This is a genomic window from Chryseobacterium sp. GVT01B, assembly GCF_019970045.1.
In the GTDB taxonomy this organism is placed as follows: domain Bacteria; phylum Bacteroidota; class Bacteroidia; order Flavobacteriales; family Weeksellaceae; genus Chryseobacterium.
In genome coordinates this window covers 119,470-139,561 of record NZ_JAHXYI010000006.1, presented here as the reverse complement: position 1 = coordinate 139,561, position 20,092 = coordinate 119,470, and the positions used below count along the sequence as shown (strand labels likewise).

20 protein-coding genes are annotated in these 20,092 nt (G+C 37.1%); 8 read left to right on the top strand and 12 right to left on the bottom strand.

Translation table 11 applies throughout. From position 1 onward, the window contains the following. Positions 1–4: 4 nt before the first annotated feature. The 3 genes from LC457_RS15460 to LC457_RS15450 form a co-directional block, all read right to left on the bottom strand. Entirely contained in the window at positions 5–2,848 is a 2,844-nt protein-coding gene (locus LC457_RS15460) for a hypothetical protein (RefSeq protein WP_223600689.1), read from the bottom strand. A 10-nt stretch (positions 2,849–2,858) separates the two neighbouring features. After that, positions 2,859–4,490: a T9SS type A sorting domain-containing protein gene (locus tag LC457_RS15455; protein ID WP_223600688.1), complete on the bottom strand. Its 1,632-nt coding sequence runs from the start codon at positions 4,488–4,490 to the stop codon at positions 2,859–2,861. 375 nt (positions 4,491–4,865) lie between these two features. Continuing rightward, the gene (locus tag LC457_RS15450) at positions 4,866–5,582 is read right to left on the bottom strand and encodes an aspartate/glutamate racemase family protein (protein WP_223600687.1); all 717 of its coding nucleotides are present in this window, start codon (positions 5,580–5,582) and stop codon (positions 4,866–4,868) included. 85 nt (positions 5,583–5,667) lie between these two features. Between LC457_RS15450 and LC457_RS15445 the strand changes: the two genes are divergently transcribed. Continuing rightward, positions 5,668–7,086: a PLP-dependent aminotransferase family protein gene (locus tag LC457_RS15445; protein WP_223600686.1), complete on the top strand. Its 1,419-nt coding sequence runs from the start codon at positions 5,668–5,670 to the stop codon at positions 7,084–7,086. Positions 7,087–7,168: 82 nt separating this feature from the next. On the opposite strand, the gene LC457_RS15440 is transcribed toward LC457_RS15445, so the two are convergent. From LC457_RS15440 to LC457_RS15430, 3 genes are all read right to left on the bottom strand, one after another. Further along, positions 7,169–8,566, bottom strand: a complete 1,398-nt coding sequence (locus tag LC457_RS15440; RefSeq protein ID WP_223600685.1) for an alkaline phosphatase — start codon at positions 8,564–8,566, stop codon at positions 7,169–7,171. 77 nt (positions 8,567–8,643) lie between these two features. After that, the gene (locus LC457_RS15435) at positions 8,644–9,846 is read right to left on the bottom strand and encodes a GTP-binding protein (protein WP_223600684.1); all 1,203 of its coding nucleotides are present in this window, start codon (positions 9,844–9,846) and stop codon (positions 8,644–8,646) included. A 4-nt stretch (positions 9,847–9,850) separates the two neighbouring features. Further along, positions 9,851–10,189, bottom strand: coding sequence for a MerC domain-containing protein (locus tag LC457_RS15430; protein ID WP_223600683.1), 339 nt, complete (start codon positions 10,187–10,189; stop codon positions 9,851–9,853). Positions 10,190–10,275: 86 nt separating this feature from the next. On the opposite strand from LC457_RS15430, the gene LC457_RS15425 reads away from it, so the two are divergent. Beyond that, positions 10,276–10,665: a Fur family transcriptional regulator gene (locus LC457_RS15425; RefSeq protein WP_223600682.1), complete on the top strand. Its 390-nt coding sequence runs from the start codon at positions 10,276–10,278 to the stop codon at positions 10,663–10,665. 72 nt (positions 10,666–10,737) lie between these two features. Here LC457_RS15425 and LC457_RS15420 read toward each other — a convergent pair whose 3' ends face one another. The 3 genes from LC457_RS15420 to LC457_RS15410 all read right to left on the bottom strand — a co-directional run bounded on the left by LC457_RS15420 (position 10,738) and on the right by LC457_RS15410 (position 12,914). Beyond that, positions 10,738–11,223: a hypothetical protein gene (locus tag LC457_RS15420; protein WP_223600681.1), complete on the bottom strand. Its 486-nt coding sequence runs from the start codon at positions 11,221–11,223 to the stop codon at positions 10,738–10,740. Between the two features lie 97 nt (positions 11,224–11,320). Continuing rightward, the gene (locus LC457_RS15415) at positions 11,321–11,665 is read right to left on the bottom strand and encodes a hypothetical protein (RefSeq protein WP_223600680.1); all 345 of its coding nucleotides are present in this window, start codon (positions 11,663–11,665) and stop codon (positions 11,321–11,323) included. A 40-nt stretch (positions 11,666–11,705) separates the two neighbouring features. Next, a complete protein-coding gene (locus LC457_RS15410; RefSeq protein WP_223600679.1) occupies positions 11,706–12,914 on the bottom strand; it encodes a hypothetical protein in 1,209 nt (402 codons plus the stop codon). 215 nt (positions 12,915–13,129) lie between these two features. Here LC457_RS15410 and LC457_RS15405 point away from each other — a divergent pair, with 215 nt between their 5' ends. Further along, positions 13,130–13,621 carry a hypothetical protein gene (locus tag LC457_RS15405; RefSeq protein ID WP_223600678.1) on the top strand — a complete coding sequence of 164 codons (492 nt, stop codon included), beginning with the start codon at positions 13,130–13,132 and terminating at the stop codon, positions 13,619–13,621. Between the two features lie 57 nt (positions 13,622–13,678). On the opposite strand, the gene LC457_RS15400 is transcribed toward LC457_RS15405, so the two are convergent. From LC457_RS15400 to LC457_RS15390, 3 genes are read right to left on the bottom strand one after another with little or no spacing between them, the layout of a single operon-like run. Further along, entirely contained in the window at positions 13,679–13,906 is a 228-nt protein-coding gene (locus LC457_RS15400) for a hypothetical protein (protein ID WP_047423096.1), read from the bottom strand. A gap of 18 nt (positions 13,907–13,924) precedes the next feature. Further along, positions 13,925–14,386, bottom strand: a complete 462-nt coding sequence (locus LC457_RS15395) for an NUDIX domain-containing protein (RefSeq protein ID WP_223600677.1) — start codon at positions 14,384–14,386, stop codon at positions 13,925–13,927. Between the two features lie 51 nt (positions 14,387–14,437). Beyond that, entirely contained in the window at positions 14,438–15,292 is an 855-nt protein-coding gene (locus LC457_RS15390) for an AraC family transcriptional regulator (protein WP_223600676.1), read from the bottom strand. A 90-nt stretch (positions 15,293–15,382) separates the two neighbouring features. Here LC457_RS15390 and LC457_RS15385 point away from each other — a divergent pair, with 90 nt between their 5' ends. From LC457_RS15385 to LC457_RS15365, 5 genes are all read left to right on the top strand, one after another. Continuing rightward, the gene (locus LC457_RS15385; protein WP_223600675.1) at positions 15,383–16,363 is read left to right on the top strand and encodes a polysaccharide deacetylase family protein; all 981 of its coding nucleotides are present in this window, start codon (positions 15,383–15,385) and stop codon (positions 16,361–16,363) included. Between the two features lie 139 nt (positions 16,364–16,502). Beyond that, complete coding sequence (locus tag LC457_RS15380) at positions 16,503–16,889, top strand: DoxX family membrane protein (protein ID WP_223600674.1); 387 nt, start codon at positions 16,503–16,505, stop codon at positions 16,887–16,889. A gap of 245 nt (positions 16,890–17,134) precedes the next feature. Beyond that, entirely contained in the window at positions 17,135–18,058 is a 924-nt protein-coding gene (locus LC457_RS15375; protein WP_223600673.1) for an NAD-dependent epimerase/dehydratase family protein, read from the top strand. Positions 18,059–18,192: 134 nt separating this feature from the next. After that, positions 18,193–19,101, top strand: coding sequence for an AraC family transcriptional regulator (locus tag LC457_RS15370; protein ID WP_223600672.1), 909 nt, complete (start codon positions 18,193–18,195; stop codon positions 19,099–19,101). A 7-nt stretch (positions 19,102–19,108) separates the two neighbouring features. Next, positions 19,109–19,798: a type 1 glutamine amidotransferase domain-containing protein gene (locus LC457_RS15365; RefSeq protein WP_223600671.1), complete on the top strand. Its 690-nt coding sequence runs from the start codon at positions 19,109–19,111 to the stop codon at positions 19,796–19,798. The last annotated feature ends 294 nt before the right edge of the window (positions 19,799–20,092 follow it).

Below are 20,092 nucleotides of genomic sequence, written 5' to 3'. Positions count from 1 at the left end.
GTGTTTAGTTTTTGTAGTTGTATTGATATTCTTTCAGGGTTACTCCGTTCATATCTACAATTTTTTGTAGCCTGTTATTAGCATCGTACTTATAAATAGCTCTGATTCCATCAGGTGCAGTGGTGGTGGTCATTCCTATGAGTGGATCATAGGTGATGGTGGTGATCTGAAAGTCCTTCAATGCGGCTGTTTTTCTGAAATTATCCAGCGCAGTAAGAAGTGTTCCTTCATTATCGGGATTTTGAGCATCTGCAGTGGAAGCATCTACAATAGCCTGAATGTAAGGTGACACTTGTGCATAGGTTGCTCCCTCTATTTTAGCAATGGGCTGTGTTTTGTCATATCCGTACACAATAGCTGTGGGAATTCCTACGGAAGATGTGAACTGCAGAAGATTTCCTTTCTCATCATAGAGATCAAATTTCATAGCAGTTTTTGTAGTTCCGTCACTAATGTTAGTGGCTACTACAGAAGTTGGGAATGTGCTGCCTGTATTATCATATTTTGTCTCTGCTTTGGAAACTGTTTTCCCACCATTTTTTTCTTCAACTAATACCGGAACATTCATAATGTGGGCATTGGAAAGATTGGCATATCCTGTCTCAGGATAGGTATAGAACTGCTCTATCGTATTTCCATCCACCACTTTTTTAGTGGAAGCCAGATCAAAATTGAAAACATTAAAATTGGTTTCAGACTGCTCTTCTATACTTTGGTTATTGTCAAAATATGTTTTGGAAGTATTGACAATTTTTTTTAACCATCCCAGTTTGGTATAGACAATACCCTGTGCCCAATTTCCTAATCCATATTCCTCAGTGCCAGGAATATTATCAAATGTATAAGTAGTTTGTTCAGATGCCAACAGCTTGGCCTGTGCATTATACAATTCCTTTTTATCTAATAATCCACTGCTTATTAAATTATATTGCGGCCAGATTTTTACACTGCTTCCATTTACTGTATAAGGTTCTTTGGGAAAATCATTCGGTATTTTATAATAATATTGGGTATATCCGTTAGTATCATCGGCATTAGTGATTTTTACATTTTTATAAATAATAAAATTTGAAGCGTTGATGTCTCCATCTGGAAATACTGAGTATCCTGAAGATGTATTACTGTCTGTAAAACTATTATATTCAAATTTTGTTGTTTTTACAGGTGTTGTATCAGTAGTGCTGTTGTAATATTTAATATTGGCTATTCTTGCTCCGGCAGCTCTGGTTGTATTGTGAAAAGGCTGAGGAATATGAGCAATTTCAAAAGCCTGAACGGCTCCCTGACCTCCGGAACCTCCTACCTGAACGGAGTAAGTTCCTGGAAGTAAACTATATTCAGTGGCATAATAATTACCGTTTGATGAGGGAGACTGACAAGGATTGCCTGTTACAACAACACCTCCCGATTTAATACTGTATCCCATAGAATACGGAATTGTTGGATCCCACATAGGATTATCCGTATATAACTCCCCTGCGATAAACATTACAAATACTCTCTTGTAAGTTCCTGGATTACCAGTGATAGTTAATGTATAATTTGTATTATTACTTACATGTGTATCAAATTCTGCTCCCCAAAACGGATTCAGATACTGAACCTCAGGATCTGAAATCATGTAGGGATTAAGAATCTCATTAAGATAAGCGGGATTTGTCCTATCTTTAAATATTATGTTTTGTTCAAAATTATATTCCACAACTCCTCCTGAAGGGGTATTTATCCTTTTTAAAATCCCCCTTGTCCCTACTATTGGTGTTCCTGTAGATAACCCCGGACAAATTGAATTAGGGTCTGTTCCGTAGGGTATAGGAATGCTGGTACTTGCATTACCATATTCAAAGACAGTTGTTTCAGAAACGACATTATTTTTATTCAATTTTTCCAGTTTAGATAATGTTCTTTCATCAAATGAGGAATACTCGAACGAATAACCCGAAACCATGTGATTATAATTATCCTTTAAAATAATTTTCTGAACCTGATATGGATCATTCATTGAATTTTCCAACGCCGGATTATATAAATATTCAAATTCTATCTTTCCAAATCCTGGGGAGGTGATGGTTTTTAATTTGCAGGTTTGATAAGATATTATGACACCATTATTTTTATATTTTGTATCTTTCTGATAAGAGAAACTTGCCAACTCGCTATTATTAGCATCTTTTATTTGTGTTAAAAAGAAAGCCGATTTATAAACTTTGCCCCCCGATAAAAACACATTTCGCTCCTGATTACTCCTGCTGTAATCATTAAAAATATATTTAATTCCTCTGATATCAGTTATTGTAAATGATTCTAAGATCATAGTGGCCGTATTGCTGGAACGGGTATATTCGATTTTAATTTTGTTTGAAGAAAGGTTGACCAGCTCGAAAGTATTGTTGGTTGTATTTCTTTTAAATCTAAACTTCCCTGAAATTCCCGGTAAATTATAGTAATAAGTATCATCAAACTCATTTTGATAATAATTGTTGCTATTACTATTATCCAGCATCTCATCAATATCATTCTCTATACTCCTTGAAATAACTCCTCCTGCAAATAAAGACCACCCTCTTCCTACCTGACTTGCAGGTTCAGATTCTGAAACATTCATAGGGTTGTAAGATAGCCCCACATTTAAGCTCGTTTCATTGTTATATGTTGGTAATCCCAACAAAGGAAATGATGTATCAGGAATTCCTGTAGCATTAGATATAGGAGTATTTGTATAAGTGGCAAGGGAAGAAACAGATGGTACAGGTCTGGAAGAATCTCCAAAATTAACCTGTTGCTGCTGGGCATAAAGCTGCCCCATACCAGCAATAAGGATTGCCAGTGAAACGATCGTTCTTTTCATTATCTCGTGTTTATTTCTTAATCAGTTTAGCATTCGCCGTTTTATTCGTATCCGTTTTTATAGTCACCAGATAAGCTCCCTGAACCAAAGCCTGGGTATTAATCTTAGTCACTTTGTTCTTTGTTTTTATACTCTGAAGCTGTCTTCCACTCATATCATACAGCAGAATATCTGCATCTTTAAAATCAAAACCGATTTCTACATAAGCATAATCAGACACAGGATTTGGATAGATCTTGATATCGTATTTTTCCATCAACTGATCAACCTGCTTGTCTCCCAGCTTTACAATCTTCCAATTCTCTTTGCCTAATTCTTCTGCACTTGTTCCTGCCAGAATAATAGAGCCGTCTCTGTTCAGCTTTAAATCTGAAAGTCTTTCTTCTTTTTGTCTGGATTCTCCTTTCACATGCTTTCTCCACTGCTCATTGCCATTATGATCCAGATATAGCATCCAGAAGGTCTCATCATCGGTTTGGATTCTTCCTTCTGCCTGAGTATATCCGCCCAATAAAATCCCTTTGGAAGATTTATCATCTGCAGAATGAAGGACGCTCATTCCCATCAAAATATCACGGTTTTTGAAATTGTAGGATTTCTGCCACTGTTCATCGCCTCTTTCATTTAGTGAAATCAGCCAAAGGTCAGTTCCTTCTTCCAATCCAACCGTTTTATTTCCTGATCTTTCTGATCTGGATTCTCCTCCAACGATGAATCCGTTTGAAGTTAAAGCCAGTGTTCTGATATGATCATCACCCTTTCCTCCAAAATTCTTTTCCCATTCTACTTTTCCGCTTTTGTCTAATTTGACAATCCAGTAGTCTCCTTCACCGAAGTTTTCAGTTTGTTTCGAGTTTCGGGATACAGGATTCGAGTTTTGAACGTTTGACACAGAACCCGCATCTCGCATCCCGGGACCTTTTTCAGACCCCGAAACACGAACCTCGGAACTTCTGGAATAAATTCCCAATAATGCTCCGCCATCTCTCGTTGGAATCATTTTCTCCACTTCATCTAAACCTTTTCCGCCTAAAATTAATTGCGAAAGTTCTTTTCCGTTTTTATCGATTCTGGTAATTAAGACATCTTTGGAACCATAACCTTTTGAAGAGTTTTGAACATTCCCTGCAACAAAAAATCCCAAGTCTGTAGTTTGAATAACAGCTCTTGCTTCTTCATCTGAAGAACTTCCTAATGTTTTCTGCCATAATTCATCACCAAATTCATTAATTCTGATAAGCCAGATATCTGATCCTCCTTTAGAATCGTCTTTTTTATCTAAGCCTTTTCCTGAATAGGATGTTCCGGCCAATAGAAATCCGCCATCCTGTGTGGTAACGGTTGCTGATAAATAATCATGATTTGATCCCGAGAAGTATTTTTCCCAAGCTTCTTCTCCCTGCTGGTTCAGTTTTACCAGATGGAAATCATAGCCATTGTTTTGTTTGTTTCCAGACTCCAGCTTACCGCTTCCTGACTGTATAGAACTTCCCGTGATAAGATACTGCTGATCGATTGTTGTGGTGACCTGGCTTAGAAAATCCTGGGTAGAGGATTTGATGTCTTTCTGCCATACCACTTCCTGGGCAGAGATACCCAAGATTGTGCATAAAGTGAATGCACCGATATAGAATTTTTTCATTCCCGTGTTGTTTCTGAGTTAGTAATTAGTTTAATTAAAACTGCGCGAATTTAACATTTTTTAAGACACGAAAATAACTTTAGTGTGGTATGCTGTAAATCATACTATTTATTATTAAATCCCCTTTTATTTATATTGAAATTCATTTTATTTTGGTGTAAAATTATCTTCTGACAGCGACAGAACATGTCGTATTAAAATTAATGCACTCTTATTATATCAGAGACCGAAAAAAGTGTAATGGGCATTATCAAAAGAAAAAGTACCATATCTTATGATAGGGCACTTATGTTTGAAACCGTTAAATAAATTGAACTTATTGATTATTGTTGGTTTCTTTTAAATTGAACTGTATTTATATTGTATTTGAATGTTTTATGAATTAACTGTTATGTTTTGATTTGAAACGGCAAATGCTACAGCAGCATCTACATGAATCTGGATGGTATCAAATACCGGAACGGCAACATCTTCCTGCTTGATCAGAAGTGGAATTTCTGTGCATCCTAAAATAATACCCTCTGCTCCATGATCTATAAGCTCCTGAATGATTTTCAGGTAATTTTTTTTAGTTTCAGGGTTAATAATTCCTCTGCTTAACTCATTTCTTAAAATATCCTCGATATAATCTCTGTCTTCACTACTATCAGGAATAAGAGGTTCCAGGCTGGCTTCTCTCAGTTTATCCTTATAAAAGTCCAGCTCCATCGTATAGCTTGTTCCTAATAAACCGATTTTTTTTAATCCTTTCCGTTGGACAGCATTAGCTGTAGCCGTTGTAATATGAATGAGCGGTAATCCTATCTGTTCTTGAATCCTGTCGGCAACAATATGGGCTGTGTTGGCACAAAGTACAATAGCTTCAGCTCCAGACTTTTTTAAATTTTCGGCGGCATTATACAGAAGTTCATAAGTAGCATCCCAGTCGTAATCTGCATTAAATTGCTGAAAATGGTTAAAGTTGACAGAATAAATAATACATTCCGCAAAATTCAATCCGCCTAATTGCTGATTAATTCCTTCATTCAGAAGGCGGTAATAGTCTAAAGTAGAAGCCCAGCTGATGCCTCCTACCAATCCTAATTTTTTCATATTCTTCTTATTTTTTTGTTCAGTAAAAGTAGATATCTTTGCCGTATTGTAACAGATACAAAAAATGAATATATTATTGTAACAGATGAAGGATTTTCAATACATAGCATTGGCGGATAAGTTTGAGCTTTCTATTAATAACGGGACATATCCGGTTGGAGCCAAGCTTCCATCATTACGCAGTATACGGCAACAGTCTAAAACAAGTGTTGGGACTATTCTGAAAGCTTTCACCCTATTGGAAGATAAAGGTTTGGTGGCAGGAAAAGAAAGATCAGGATTTGTTGTCCTCCGTACTTCAGTTTCTTCTGTAAATCTGCCAAAACAGGCTGAAAACAATACTCTTGCTCAAAAAATAGCGATTGGGAAAGTATTACAGGAAGTATCATTTCCGGATTCAGAAAACAAATCTTATGTTTCATTTTTTAACGCTGTTTTACATCCGGACCTTCTGCCTTTTAATGCTTTACGGAGAAGTTTGCAGCAGGCTTCCAGAGATTTAACAGGACAGCATTTACAGTATGAACCTCCTGCAGGAAATAGTCAGTTGAGAACCGAAATTGCCCGCAGATCTTTCCTTTGGCAGGGTAATCTTTCAGCTGATGATGTGATTGTCACCAATGGTGCATTGGAAGCTGTCAGCTTATGTCTGCGTGCTGTAACAAAAGCAGGTGATACTGTACTTGTGCAGTCCCCCATCTATCATGGTATCTTGCAGACAATCGAAAGTCTTGATCTCAAAGTCATTGAATTCTCAGGCTGTCCTTTGGCCGGAATCAATATTCAGGAATTGAAAGAAATCTGCAGCAGGCAAAAGATTTCGGCATGTCTGTTACTTTCAAATTTTAATAATCCAAATGGTATTACTTTAAATAATGAAAAGAAATCAGCAATAGCCGCTTTTGCTGAAAGAATGCAAGTTCCGGTCATAGAAGATGATATTTATGGGGATTTACATTTTCAGTCACAACGCCCAACAACTATAAAAAGTTATGATGAACATGGCTGGGTTATGCTTTGCTCCTCTTTTTCCAAATCAGCTGCACCTGGTTACAGAATCGGCTGGTGTGCTGCTGGACGGTTTTCAGAGCAGGTCGTCAAATTAAAAGCTGTTACTAATGTTGCTACGGCAAGCATTGTACAGTCCTCTTTATTACAGTTACTGAAAACAGGAGCTTATGATCGTCATCTGCGAAAGCTTAGACCTGAACTGCACAGACTGATGCTATTGACGATTCAGACGATAGAAAAATATTTTCCATCCGATATCAGGATGAGCCGGCCTGAAGGAGGTCTGGTAGTATGGATAGAGCTGCCTGCCCATATTGATGCATTTGAGCTTCAGAAAAAAGCCATTGATCAGTTTGTGAATTTTGCTCCGGGGCCGCTGTTTTCCAATAATGGGGATTACAGAAATTATATCCGGATCAGCTGCAATAATGTTTGGAATGATAAAGTAGAAAATGCCTTGAAACGACTAGGCAGTATTATAAAAAGCATGTAAATAAATCACAAAAAAACAAGGCGGACACAATCAATCCGCCTTGCACTCTCCCAAATAATTAAATATGAAAAAATATGAATGTCTATATCAAGCAGGCTTTCAGCATTAGATCATGCAGGTCTGTATTTTTAATAAAAGGCTGTAAAAGTTCATTTCCGGGACCATAGGCTGCCACTTCCACATAATCTCCGGAATGATCCATACTGATCCACCCTACAGAATTCCTGCTTTTCTGAATTTCCGAATAAAGCTTGAAAGGCAGTTTTTTATAATTATAGAGCCCCTCTTCCTCTTTCTCCAATCCGTTGTAAAAACTCAGAAGATGTTTGGCTTCATCATCATTCAGAATGATTTTGTTGCCTTCATAGATCCAGTCTTTGATATCTTTTACCGAATAGTCCTTCTGAATCTTGTTCAGAATATATTCGTTGGTGTATTTATAGTCTGAAATGCTGTTAAAGTTTTTGGTGGCATCAGTTCCGTAAATAGTTCCGGGATTGGCATTTCCATGATCTGTAGTGATGATGACTAATGTGTTTCCTTCTTTTTCGGCAAAATCCATTACCGTTTTTACTGCTTCATCAAATGCCAGCTGATCGTGAATGAGTGCCGCTACATCATTGGCATGGGCAGACCAGTCTACTTTTCCGGCTTCTACCTGAAGTACAAAACCACCGGAATGATCTTTCATCTGATCAATTGCGGTCTTTGCCATTTCAGCAAGAGTCGGAGTATTTTTAAATTCCTGAAGATGGGTTCTGTCAATACTGTACGGCAATGCTCCTGTACTGAATATTCCTAATAACTTCTCTCCTTTTTTGATTTCTTTCAGGTCGTTTTGTGTTTTTAGAATTTGGTACCCTTTTTTGCTGTATAGGGAATAGACATCTTTCTTGTCTTCTCTTTTAGCAGGATTGAAAAATTCGTCTCCGCCTCCCAGCAGCACATCCAGTTCCAGCTCGGCATACATTTCAGCGATTTGGGGTTCTGCATTTCTTTTTGAAGAATTTACACAGAATCCGGCAGGAGTAGCATGGGTAATGGTAACGGTTGTTACACAGCCTGCTTTCTTTCCTGCTTTTTTATATTGCTGCCATATGGGAAGATGCTTTTCTCCGTTGGGTCCCATGTTCAGGGTTCCGTTTTTAACCCGTATTCCACCTCCGAATGCTGAACTTGCCGCAGCAGAATCTGTAACGATAGAACTTGCTGAAGCAGTATCCATCAAGGCACGGGTTACTTTTTTGTCGTGATACAGATTAAGCCAGTTACTTCCCTTTCCCAAAATATTCCGGGAATACAGGTCTGCCATTGAAAGCGTTCCGAGACTCATCCCATCACTTACCATAAAGATGATGTTCTTTGCTTTTCCTGCCCGGGGATTTTCACTCGTTTTCCCGAAGCTCCAGAGATCAGACGGTGATAAGGTCAATAAACCTGAAAGTAATGCTGAACCTTTTAGGAATTTTCTTCTGTCCATATTGTTTTGAAATAATGTGGTAAGTTATTGCATTTAATTTTTTATCGAAACCAAGTTGCATTAATTAAAAGTTAATTTTAAATGTTCTTTGGAAAAGGATCTTCAAAAGGTATTTTTTGTTCAAGCAATTCTTTTTCCTGTTCATTAATAAGACAATCCTGAAGATCTGATATCATTTGATCTTTATCCAGATTCTGCCCGATGAATACAAGCTCATTGATTCTGTCGCCCCAATTTTTATCCCATCTGCTTTCTATAAATTCCTGATTTTCTGTAAATGAAGAATACTGTACCCGTTGGTTCATAGGCATACTGCCCCACCATACTCCTGCCTTTTCAAGTCGGAAAGAGCCGCCAGCCTGGGAAAAGTTCAAAGCATCACTTGGTCTTGAAGCCAGCCAGAATAGACCTTTTGCTCTTATTGTTCCTTCCGGATAATGATAGTTCAGGTATTCCCAGAGTCTTAAAGGGTGAAACGGTTTTTTATCTCTGAACACCATTGAGCTTATTCCATATTCTTCAGTTTCCGGGGTATGATGCTCGGATTGTAATTCTTTTTGCCAACCTGCTGAAGATTGTGCTTTATCAAAGTCAAAAAGTTGGGTATTTAAAATCTGCTGAGGTTCAACTTTTCCAAATTCGGAATTCAGGATAACAGCATCAGGGTTTAATTTTTTAATGGCAGCCTTTAAAAAGCCAAGTGTTTCAGCATCTATAAGATCTGTTTTGTTTAAAATAATAACGTTCGCAAACTCAATCTGGTCGGTAAGAAGGTTGACAATTGTCCGGTAATCTCCTTCCATATCGGTAAGGTCACGATCCACCAGCAGTTCATTGGAACCGAAATCTTTCATAAAATTGAAGCAGTCCACCACTGTTACCATTGTATCTACATAGCTGAAGCGGGAAAGGTCTATTCCACTCTCTTCATCAATATAAGTAAAGGTTTGGGCAACCGGAATGGGCTCACTGATTCCTGTACTTTCTATTAATAAGTAATCAAAGCGATTTTCGTGGGCAAGACGTTCTACTTCTACCATCAGGTCTTCACGGAGTGTGCAGCAGATGCATCCGTTACTCATTTCCACCAGTTTTTCTTCTGTTCTGGAAAGGGTATTTTGATTTTCAACAAGGCGGGCATCAATATTAACTTCACTCATATCATTTACAATGACAGCTACTTTCAAGCCTTGTTTGTTGTGCAGAATATGATTAAGCAATGTGGTTTTTCCAGCTCCCAAAAAGCCGCTGAGTACCGTTACAGGAAGTTTCTTCGTCATGTATTTAATGTTTATGATTTTTAAAATTGATGATATGACCAGTGATTAAACCTGCTGTTCCAAGATAGATCAGAGGGATATGAATCTCAAATATCAGATCTGTGAGTACAGAAATAAAAATGAGTGAAACAGATATCCAGAATAAAAGTTTCAGCCATCGGTTGGTTATTTTTTTGGTAACCCTGAACACGACAACGGTACCGATGCAAAGGAAGGCTAAATCGATATAAGGATTATGGGATATTCCCAAAGGGACAATCAGCAATAACGGAAAGACTATACAATGAATCAGACACAAAACAGCAGCGGAGATTCCTACAGCATCAAGAATTTTTGACTTCATAATAGTATGGATTAATTTTCTTATTGTAACTTTGTTGCAAAAGTATACATAAAAAATTAAATAACGCAACTTTGTTGCATTAAAATATGAAACAGGTCAGAAATACGCATGCTAAAACTGAAATTTTAAATCTTATCAATGACTCAGATATAGCCCTTACCCACTCTGATATTCAGAAGAAATTGGGTGATCTATGCAATAGAGTAACCATCTATAGAGTTTTGGAAAGACTTGAAAACGAAGGGGCTATCCATAAGATCGTCAATATTGATGGCGTGGTGAATTTTGCGAAGTGTAGCGGGAAATGTACTCATGAGCAACATTTTCATAATCATGTTCATTTCAACTGCAAAGAATGTCATTCTGTGACGTGTATTGAAAACGCAATCCCGGAAATCAGTTTGCCGGAACATTTTATCGCACAGGAATATAATTTTATTATCAGCGGGATCTGTCCGAAATGTGCTGATGCTTAGTTGATATATAATAAACAGGCAGATTCGCTAATTTGCAAATCTGCCCGTTTTTTTATCACAATAAAATCTCTGCTATAAAGAAGAGATATAGACTTCTATTTTGGTACCATCATAATTGAAAGTGCCGTCAGAATTTCTTTTGCCTAATACCCATTTCATATCTACGGGTACAGACCATGCAGAACCTAATGAGAATCCGTTAACAGATCTAATTTCATTTCCTTTTCCTGTTGTAACAGCTGAGTGAAAGAAGGTTTTATCAATAAGCCTGTAAAAGCCAATCGCTTTTCCTGCCGGAATGGGTGAATATCCGTCCCATCTTTCTCCTGCCGGATAATTGAATAGGGTTAACCATTTTTGTCCGGCTGATTCTGCCAGCTGAGCAGGACTTATAGAGGCACCCCGCATATATAAAGCATAGGCAACCACATCATGACATACTCCACTGTTGTATTTCGAGATATTCTCTGCTCCTGAGAGAATAGCATGAGCAACGGGTGCTCTTTCGGATAGGGATAGCTGAGCCTTCCTGGCTCCTTCCGGTGTAATAAATGACATATAATATTTTGTTTGGTAGGGTAAAGATACAGCTTTAAAATTTAATCACTCTTGTTGGAGAATTGAACTAGATTTGTAATGGTGAATTAGCACATCATTAGCCTTTTATAAATTCTAGTAAGCGTTGTCTTGTAATTACCTGGTTTGCTCTATAAAAATCATCATCATCCAGCCGGGCCAGTGATGCCGTGGATTGTTCAGAAAGCCATGTAACAAATAATTCTCTGTTTTTAAAAACCATTGGAACTGAAAAATCAATCCCATCATAAAGCTCTCCGTATATAAATTGATTTTTTTCGTCCATTTTCATGGCCATTCCGCAAAAATCACGGTGCCGATATCCAAGTACACACCCTTTTTGTAGTTTGTCTGCAACAAGTTCTGCTATTCCGGAGCCAAATAAAACAGTATCAGAAGCTAATAAAATAGGATCATTCATCATTCATGCAAATATTAGTAATTGAACATATTATGATTTATATCTAGCAATAGTACATGCATTCGTAGCTGAAAAGCTTCCCATCTTTAAAAGTGAAAATAAGAAGTCCGGTATCACCATTCTGAATGTGGTATTCATGTGGGGAAGAGATCCAGCGTGCAGACAGCATATCACCGAAACGGGTTACAAAATTCTTTTCATCATAACCGGAATCCATACGTTCATTTCCTAACACTATAGTTTCACCATTACTGAAGGACATTTTGTAGATACTTCCGGAAACTTTTCCTTTATATTCTTCAAAAGCAATAATGATATTGGGTGTTCTGTAAAAATATTGAGGCTCCCAGCCGCATTCCGGCACATTAGGAATATCTTTCACTTTCTGCATCTCCAGCTGTTTCATCTGTGCATCCGTAATTTTTCCGTCAAAAAGGGCGGTTTCCTTCCATATAAAATGCAGATTCAAAGCTTTTAGTTTTTTTTCATAGGCTTCTGTTCCCGGTTTTTTTGCGAATTGATCTGCTAGAAGAAGTTCAAAGTCGATATCTATCTTTGGATTTTCTATGCCGGTATTAGATTCTTTCCAATATTGTAAAGCTTGTTTAAGGTTTTTATCCTCGAACCATGCTATTTCACGTAATCTTCCAACCTGAGACAGTTCTTTTTCCCTGTCTTTGCCCTTGGCTGCCAGATAGTCTTTTAGTACTTTTTCATAGGTAAGTTCAGCACCCAGATATTTCATTTGGATATATTCGGGATTTTCGTGGAAATGATCACCCATGTAGATCCAGCCGTCCTGATATAAAGGGACATAATCAATACATACCATTTCATTTAAAGCGGCTCTCCTTACCGGTATGCTTTCTGTGGTAGGAGCTTTTCTTACGCGTAATTCCGATACCTGTACATAGAAATGCGGACATTGGAATCCTTGCGATCCTCTGTTAAAATATTGGGCTGGCTCTCCTGCAGAACTTTTGCCACGCATGGTTTTTTGTAAAGGCTGATGATCTATGAAACCAATATCACCATTACTTACCTGTACTTTGTATTGTGTTCCGGTAGAATCGAGAAGGTAAACGGGTGCCTCGGTAGAAAATATTCCCAGAATATCTTTATTATTTCCCTGATCACGAAAGAGATGTCCCCATTCGGATGTATAAACCGGGTGCTGGCCGGGACTTTGAGCCATACTATTGTAAAAGCAACAGTGAATGATGCCGGCTCCTAAGAGTATCTTTTTCAACATTTAATAATTTGTAAAAGGTGTAAATCCTCAGTTTTTACCGATGGATTGGTTATTGTTATAGGGTTATTTTCTTCAAAAATACTGAAAAATGAAGGGCTGTCCTATACTTATTGTTATTCAGAATGGGTATAAATTCCATCCTATTCACTTCCTTCCATTGGGTAAAGTAAATAAAAATACTATTTTTATCGGCCAAAAAAAGTAAAGACTAATTTATGCCGACTGATGCTTCTCATAAGCTGATTCCGATGACCACTTTCGTGCTGGAATATTATTCACACGAAGGATATGCCGATCTTCAGATTTTGAATCTGATGAATAATTATGCCAATTTTTTAAAGAAGCGTTTGACTCTTGGAATGTTTGTTCCCTTAGATCGTGAGGGAAATATTCTGAAAGAACCTAAAAATTATACGGCATGGAAATCTCTTGACCATAATGACGGAAAAAGAACTGATATTGCAGGATTTGAAGAATATGCCGAATACCAGAAGGCAGAGCAGAACTGTATGTTTGAAGCTTTCAAAGTAGATTATAACGGATATTCAAAAGTTCGTATTACAGCTGCCTATGATTCTTCCATAGAGCTTTCTTTCAATAAAAATGACCTGCTTCCTTCAGGATTCAATGATGTAGAATCCCTTACGGTATTTGATGATATATTTTTGACATCCAGTGCGTTAAGGGCGATCGGAATAAAAAGGTAAAACTTTAGATAAAAAAAAAACGTTTATCACCTGATAAACGTTTTTCTTTTTGATATACTATCTTACACATTCTCCTGAATGGCAGTGATAGCCTGAGGGACACAGCCCGTTGATGCAGGGGCCCGCAGCATCAGGATAGCATCTTTCATCTGCCCGGCAATGAGAATGAGGCGGGCATAGGGAAAGCAGGTTTCCAAGGCAAACGCCTACAGGAAGAGGGAGATTAAGTTCAATACCGATTTCTCCAATGATGTTTTTCAATGTTTTTCTGTTTAATTTTTTCATGGTCTTTGTTTTAAGGTGTTATTGTTTGTTTACTATGTTTTCAAGTTCTGTAATGAAACCTTTCTGTGCAGCATTGATCCGTTGTTGTGCTTCTTCCGAAGGGAACCATTCCCATTGATCTACTTCGGGAATTTCTATTATTTTGTCGGATTTGGGCGGCCATTCTAATGAAAAGGTATTGCTGTAAAGATCTGAAGTGTCGATATCTCCTTCCAAAGCCCATGCATAAACTATTTTCCCGCCTTTTTGCTTAATAGGTGATAATTCAATAAATTTTCCTTCCGCTGTTTTTCCTGTTTCTTCTTTAAATTCCATTAATGCACGATCCAATGAATTTTCATCTGGAAGCATCTCTCCTTTTGGAATAGACCATGCTCCGAGGTCTTTATTTTTCCAGAAAGGCCCACCGGGATGAACCAGAAAGTAATACAGACTGTCTTTTTCCTTTTTAAACAGTAAAATCCCTGCGCTTATTTTCATAGACTTAAAGATTTGATTATTAAAGGTATGAAAAATATATAAACCTCATGATCAATAAGATACACCTTTCTTTTTAAACTCAGAAGGAGACATTTCTTTATAGGTTTTGAATATTTTATTGAAATGACTGGCATCATTAAACCCCAGTTTGTCAGAAATTTCACTGATATTGTAATGACTCTGAAGTAAAAGCTTTTCAGCCGTTTTTATTCTATGCTGCATGATGTGCTGTTGTATGGAGAAACCTGTCTGCTTTTTGATATAAATGCTGATATAATTGGGAGAAAGCATAAACTCTTTGGCCAGATTTTCAATTTTCATTTTATCTGGATCTAAAGCATTGATGTTGATATAATACAAGATCCTTTCAATTCTGCTTAAGTTTTGAGTAAGCCAGTTTTTAGCCGTGATATTGCTCATCGTGTTCCGGATCAGAATCGTAATAATAGCGGAAAACATATCTGAGCTTATCTCTTTATTATAAGTGTTTTTATGACTGAACTCGTACAAAAGAATCCGGGCCAGCTGTAACAGATGTTCCCTGTCCGTTTTACATTGGATCACCGATTCGTATACAAAAGAATGGTCTTCCATCAGAAGCTGGACCACTTTTTTCAGCTCATTCTTCTTGTTGGAGAGCAGATTTTCCCAGATGTATTGTTCTGTAAATTTTATATAAATAAACCGTGTTTTATGGGTAATGGAAAATTCATGACCATCGCTGGGCCGCAGGAGAAAAACATCTCCTTTTTGGTAGGGGAAAGTAATATTGTTGAGGTGGTGGAATCCTTTTCCCTTTTCTATGATAATCAGTTCATAAAAGTTATGATTGTGATACTCAACGTCCCAGTTTTCTTTTTCGATGCTGAAAACATTAAAAGAATTGAAATTAACGATTCGTTTCATGAAAAATGGATTTTTACAAATTTACCATTAATTTTTACAATAGATCATGATTCATTATTGATCAATTTTGTCTTATTAAATACATTCAAAATGAAATACATAAAACAATCTGTTCTGTTGCTTGCTTCAACAATTGTTCTGATGTCTTTTTCTGATCATAACAAAGATAAAAGAGCAAAAAAAGATCACCACGAAACACAGTCTTCAACAAAAAAATACTGGCCTAATGGGGCTCAGCTGGTAATTTCCGTTTCCATGCAGTTTGAAACAGGTGGACAGCCTGAGGGCGCAGAAAGTCCTTTCAGCGGAACTCCCCTTCCTAAAGGGCAACCTGATCTTCCGGCAGAAAGCTGGTATCGCTACGGAGGAAATGAAGGAATTTACAGAATGCTGGATCTGTGGAAAAAATACGACATCAAAGTAACGTCTCATGTAGTGGGAACAGCCGCAGAAAAGTATCCGGAAGTGGCTAAAGCGATTGCGAATGGAGGCCATGAAATTGCCGCCCATGGAATTGCCTGGGACAATCAGTGGAACAAGAATTATGCTGACGAGTTGAATTTTGTGAAACAAGGCGTAGATGTTGTTGAAAAAATTACAGGTAAGAAAGCGGTAGGCTATAATGCTAATTGGCTGAGAAGAGGCCCGAATACGCTTAAAGTTTTACAGGAACTGGGTTTCTTGTATCACATAGATGACCTGAGCCATGATGAGCCTTTCATTACCAAAGTAAAAGGGAAAAATTTTGTCGTAATCCCTTACACATTACGGAATAATGATATCGTCAATATTGAAGGAAAACACTGGAGCCCTGATCAGTTTTTAAATCAATTGAAATTTGAATTCGACCGTCTGTATGAAGAAGGAGCTTCCAAAAGAAGAATGATGAGCATCAGCTTTCACGACAGAATCGGTGGAACTCCCGCAATGATGCATGCTATGGAAGAATTTATAAAATATACCAAAGAAAAGCAAGGTGTAGTCTTTATGAGAAAAGATGATATTGCTAAAATGGTGATGAATGATCCTGATACTCCTGTTGATAACAGTGAAGAAAAGTTTAATAAGTAAGGAAGCTGGAAGCTATTGAAGTGCGTAAAAACAAATTACAGAATAATTGAAATAAATGATAAACACAGTAAAAGTGAATCATAACAGATATATACCTTCCAGCCTCCAGCTTCCCTCTTCTAACCAAAAATACTACTATATGAATACAAAAACAGCTTATTTTTTCCTTCGTGTGTCGATGGGAATCAATCTTTTAGGACACGGATTAGTCCGTTTGGTGAAACTACAGGACTTTGCATCAGGAATGATGAAAGGTTTTGAAACAAGCTGGCTGCCGCAGCCAATGGTTCATCTTTTTAGTGTCACTCTCCCCTTTCTCGAATTTACAATTGGCTTTCTGCTGACCATTGGCTTTAAAACCCGTATTGCCACTATGGCCGGAGCATCTCTGATTATTCTGCTGCTTTTTGGTAGCAGTACGGTTGAAAACTGGGAAGCAATGGGTATTCAGATGATCTATGCCGGATTGTTCTACATTCTGATCAGCAGAATTGAGGACAATTATCTGGCTTTGGACAGGAAATAATAAAGGCAAAGAAAGCGATTAAAGCCGGGAAAGTAAACGAAGCAAGGGAATAAAAGAAATGTATTATTCGAAGATTGCTATCTTTATTTTTCCGGCTTTTTGTGTTTTCAGAGATTATGTTACAACTTCCATGGATTAAGTTACTCTGTTTTTATAATTATGCCCGAATTTTGTATCATAAATAAAAGCAGCTAAAATATCCTGTTTATTTTCAATGCAATACATAACCCGAAAAATAGAAAACAATGCAAACTATATTAGGTGCCAATGGACAGATTGGTGAAGAACTGGCAAGAGAACTGAAAAGAAATTATACTTCAGACATCCGTATTGTCAGCAGAAACGCTAAAAAAGTAAATGATACAGATACTGTTTTCTCAGCAGATTTATCAGATAGAGAAAAAGCAATAGAAGCCGTGAAAGGAAGTGAAATCGCTTATTTTACCCTTGGCCTTCCTATGGATACGGATTTATGGGAAAAACAGTTTCTGAACATTATGAAAAATGTTATTGAAGCCTGTAAAATCAACGGAACAAAGTTGGTCTATTTTGATAATACTTATATGTATCCTCAGAATAATGAGGTATTAACAGAGCAAACCGGATTTGCTCCTGTGGGAAGAAAAGGAATGGTAAGAAAGCAAATGACAGACATGCTTTTAAAAGAAATGAAAGCCGGAACCATAGAAGCTGTTATATGCAGAGCTCCTGAATTTTATGGTCCCGGAAAAACGCAGAGTATTACCAATAGCCTTATTTTTAATGCTATTAAAGAAGAAAAGAAACTCAAAGTTCCTTTAAGAAATGATAAAGTGCGAAGCCTGATCTGGACACCTGATGCCAGTCGTGCCACTGCTTTGATCGGAAATACACCCGATGCCTACGGACAGACATGGCATTTACCGGTAGATGATCATAAGCTGAATTATAAAGAATTTATTGCTTTGGCTTCTCAGATCTATGGAAAAGAATTCAGGTATTCCGTAATTCCGAAACTGTTTTTTACAATAGGATCTTTATTCAACAAAAATGCAAAAGAATTACTGGAACTGCTTCCGAGATACCAATATGACAACCTTTTTGATGACTCAAAATTCAGAAAGAGATTCCCGGAATTTGCGGTAACGACCTACAGACAAGGAATTGAGCAGATCAAAAAAGAACAGTAATCAGCAAAATAATTTCGTTAAAATAAGTAACTTAGAAACACCAATACCACAACCGAAGGGCAAAATATTCCCCTCATTCGGAGGGGTGGCGAAAATTCAAAGAATTTTTGACGGGGTGGTAAAAAAGAAATAAAATGAAAGCTCCTGAAAAAATAACATCCATCACCGCATTACACAGATATCTGAATCTGAAAAGGCCTTCCAACCCTTTGATCAGTGTCTTTGATTTTAATGAAGTGAATATTGATCCTGAAACTATTTTAAGTTCGGTGACTACGGATTTTTATGTAGTTTCCATTAAAAAAGATTGTGCAGGCAGATGTAAATACGGACAACATTATTATGATTTCGAAGATGGAATTATGTATTTCATTGCTCCCCACCAGGTATTACAGTTTGAAGATATTCTGCTTTCTGAAGTAAGAGGAAGCGTGCTGGTTATTCACCCTGACTTTCTGCAGGGATATCCGTTAGCTTCCGTAATAAAAGATTATGGCTACTTCTCCTATACTGCAAATGAAGCTTTGTATCTCTCTGAAAAGGAAGAAAAATCCGTAACGGATATCATGGACAATATCAGCAGGGAGATAGAAGCTAATATGGATGGTTTTACCCAGGATTTATTGGTCTCCAATATAGATTTGCTGTTAAAATACTGCGACAGATTCTACAACCGCCAGTTTTTAACCCGAAAAAAAGTGAACCATGATCTTTTAAGCCAGCTGGAAAATCTTCTCAATGATTATTTTAAAGATGAAAACTTATTGATTAATGGCATTCCTACTGTACAGTTTGTGGCGGCGCAGATGAATATCAGTCCCAATTATTTGAGTGATATGTTAAGAGTTCATACAGGACAGACTACCCAGCAGCATATCCAGAACAGAGTAATAGAAAAGGCAAAAGAACTGCTATCCACCACCACACTGTCTGTTTCTGAGATTGCTTATAATTTAGGATTTGAACACCCGCAGTCTTTTCACCGTTTATTTAAAAACCAAACCACTGTTTCACCTTTAGAATTCAGAAAATCTTTTAATTAATAGTAGCATGATTAAAAAAATATTACTAATCGTAACGAATGTAGATCAATATGCCAGCGGTAACTTTAAAACCGGTTTATGGCTGAGTGAGCTTACCCATATTTATCATGTAGCAAGGGAAAAAGGATGGCAGATTACCATAGCTTCTCCTAAAGGCGGAAATACTCCTGTTGATCCGGAAAGCCTTAAACCTCTGGTCCTTGATGGAATTTCAAAAAAATATTATGAAAATCCAAGGTTTATGAATGAACTAACACATACAAAAAGTCTCAATGAAGTAAAGGATGAATCTTTCGACTGTATTTATTTGGCTGGAGGGCATGGAACAATGTATGACTTTCCTGATAATACAACTCTACAGATTATACTAAGAAACCAATATGAAAATAATAAACTGGTCGCAGCGATCTGTCATGGAGTTGGAGGATTATTGAACGTAAAGCTTTCTGATGGAGAATACATGATCAAAGGTAAAAATATTACTGGATTTGACTGGTTTGAAGAAACTTTGGCAAGAAGGAAAAATGAAGTTCCTTTTAATCTTGAAGCAGCTCTTAAAGAACGGGGTGTATATTATAAAAAAGCTTTTATTCCGATGACTTCCAAGGTTATGGTGGATGGTAATTTGATCACGGGACAAAATCCGTTTAGCTCCAAGGAAATGGCTAAAGTAGTCATTCGTGAACTTAAAAAATAAAAACGGGCAAATGATATAATGTATTTAAAATTCTTTAGAATATGCAAAAGCAAAACGCAAAGTTTAAAGATGTAAGCTTTTTAATAAAGTGAGTAAAGATTACGACTGTGTCGTTGATGAAGCTTTGAACTATACACCACTTAAAAGAATCAATTGCTAAATCTAAATAATTGATGAGAGACTAAGATACCCTGTATTTAATTTTATCGAAGATAAAATACTTGCGCCTTATAGCAGCCTTTTTTAATCATGTTGCGCCTTTGCGTTTCCAAAAACATTTTATATATAGTTTAA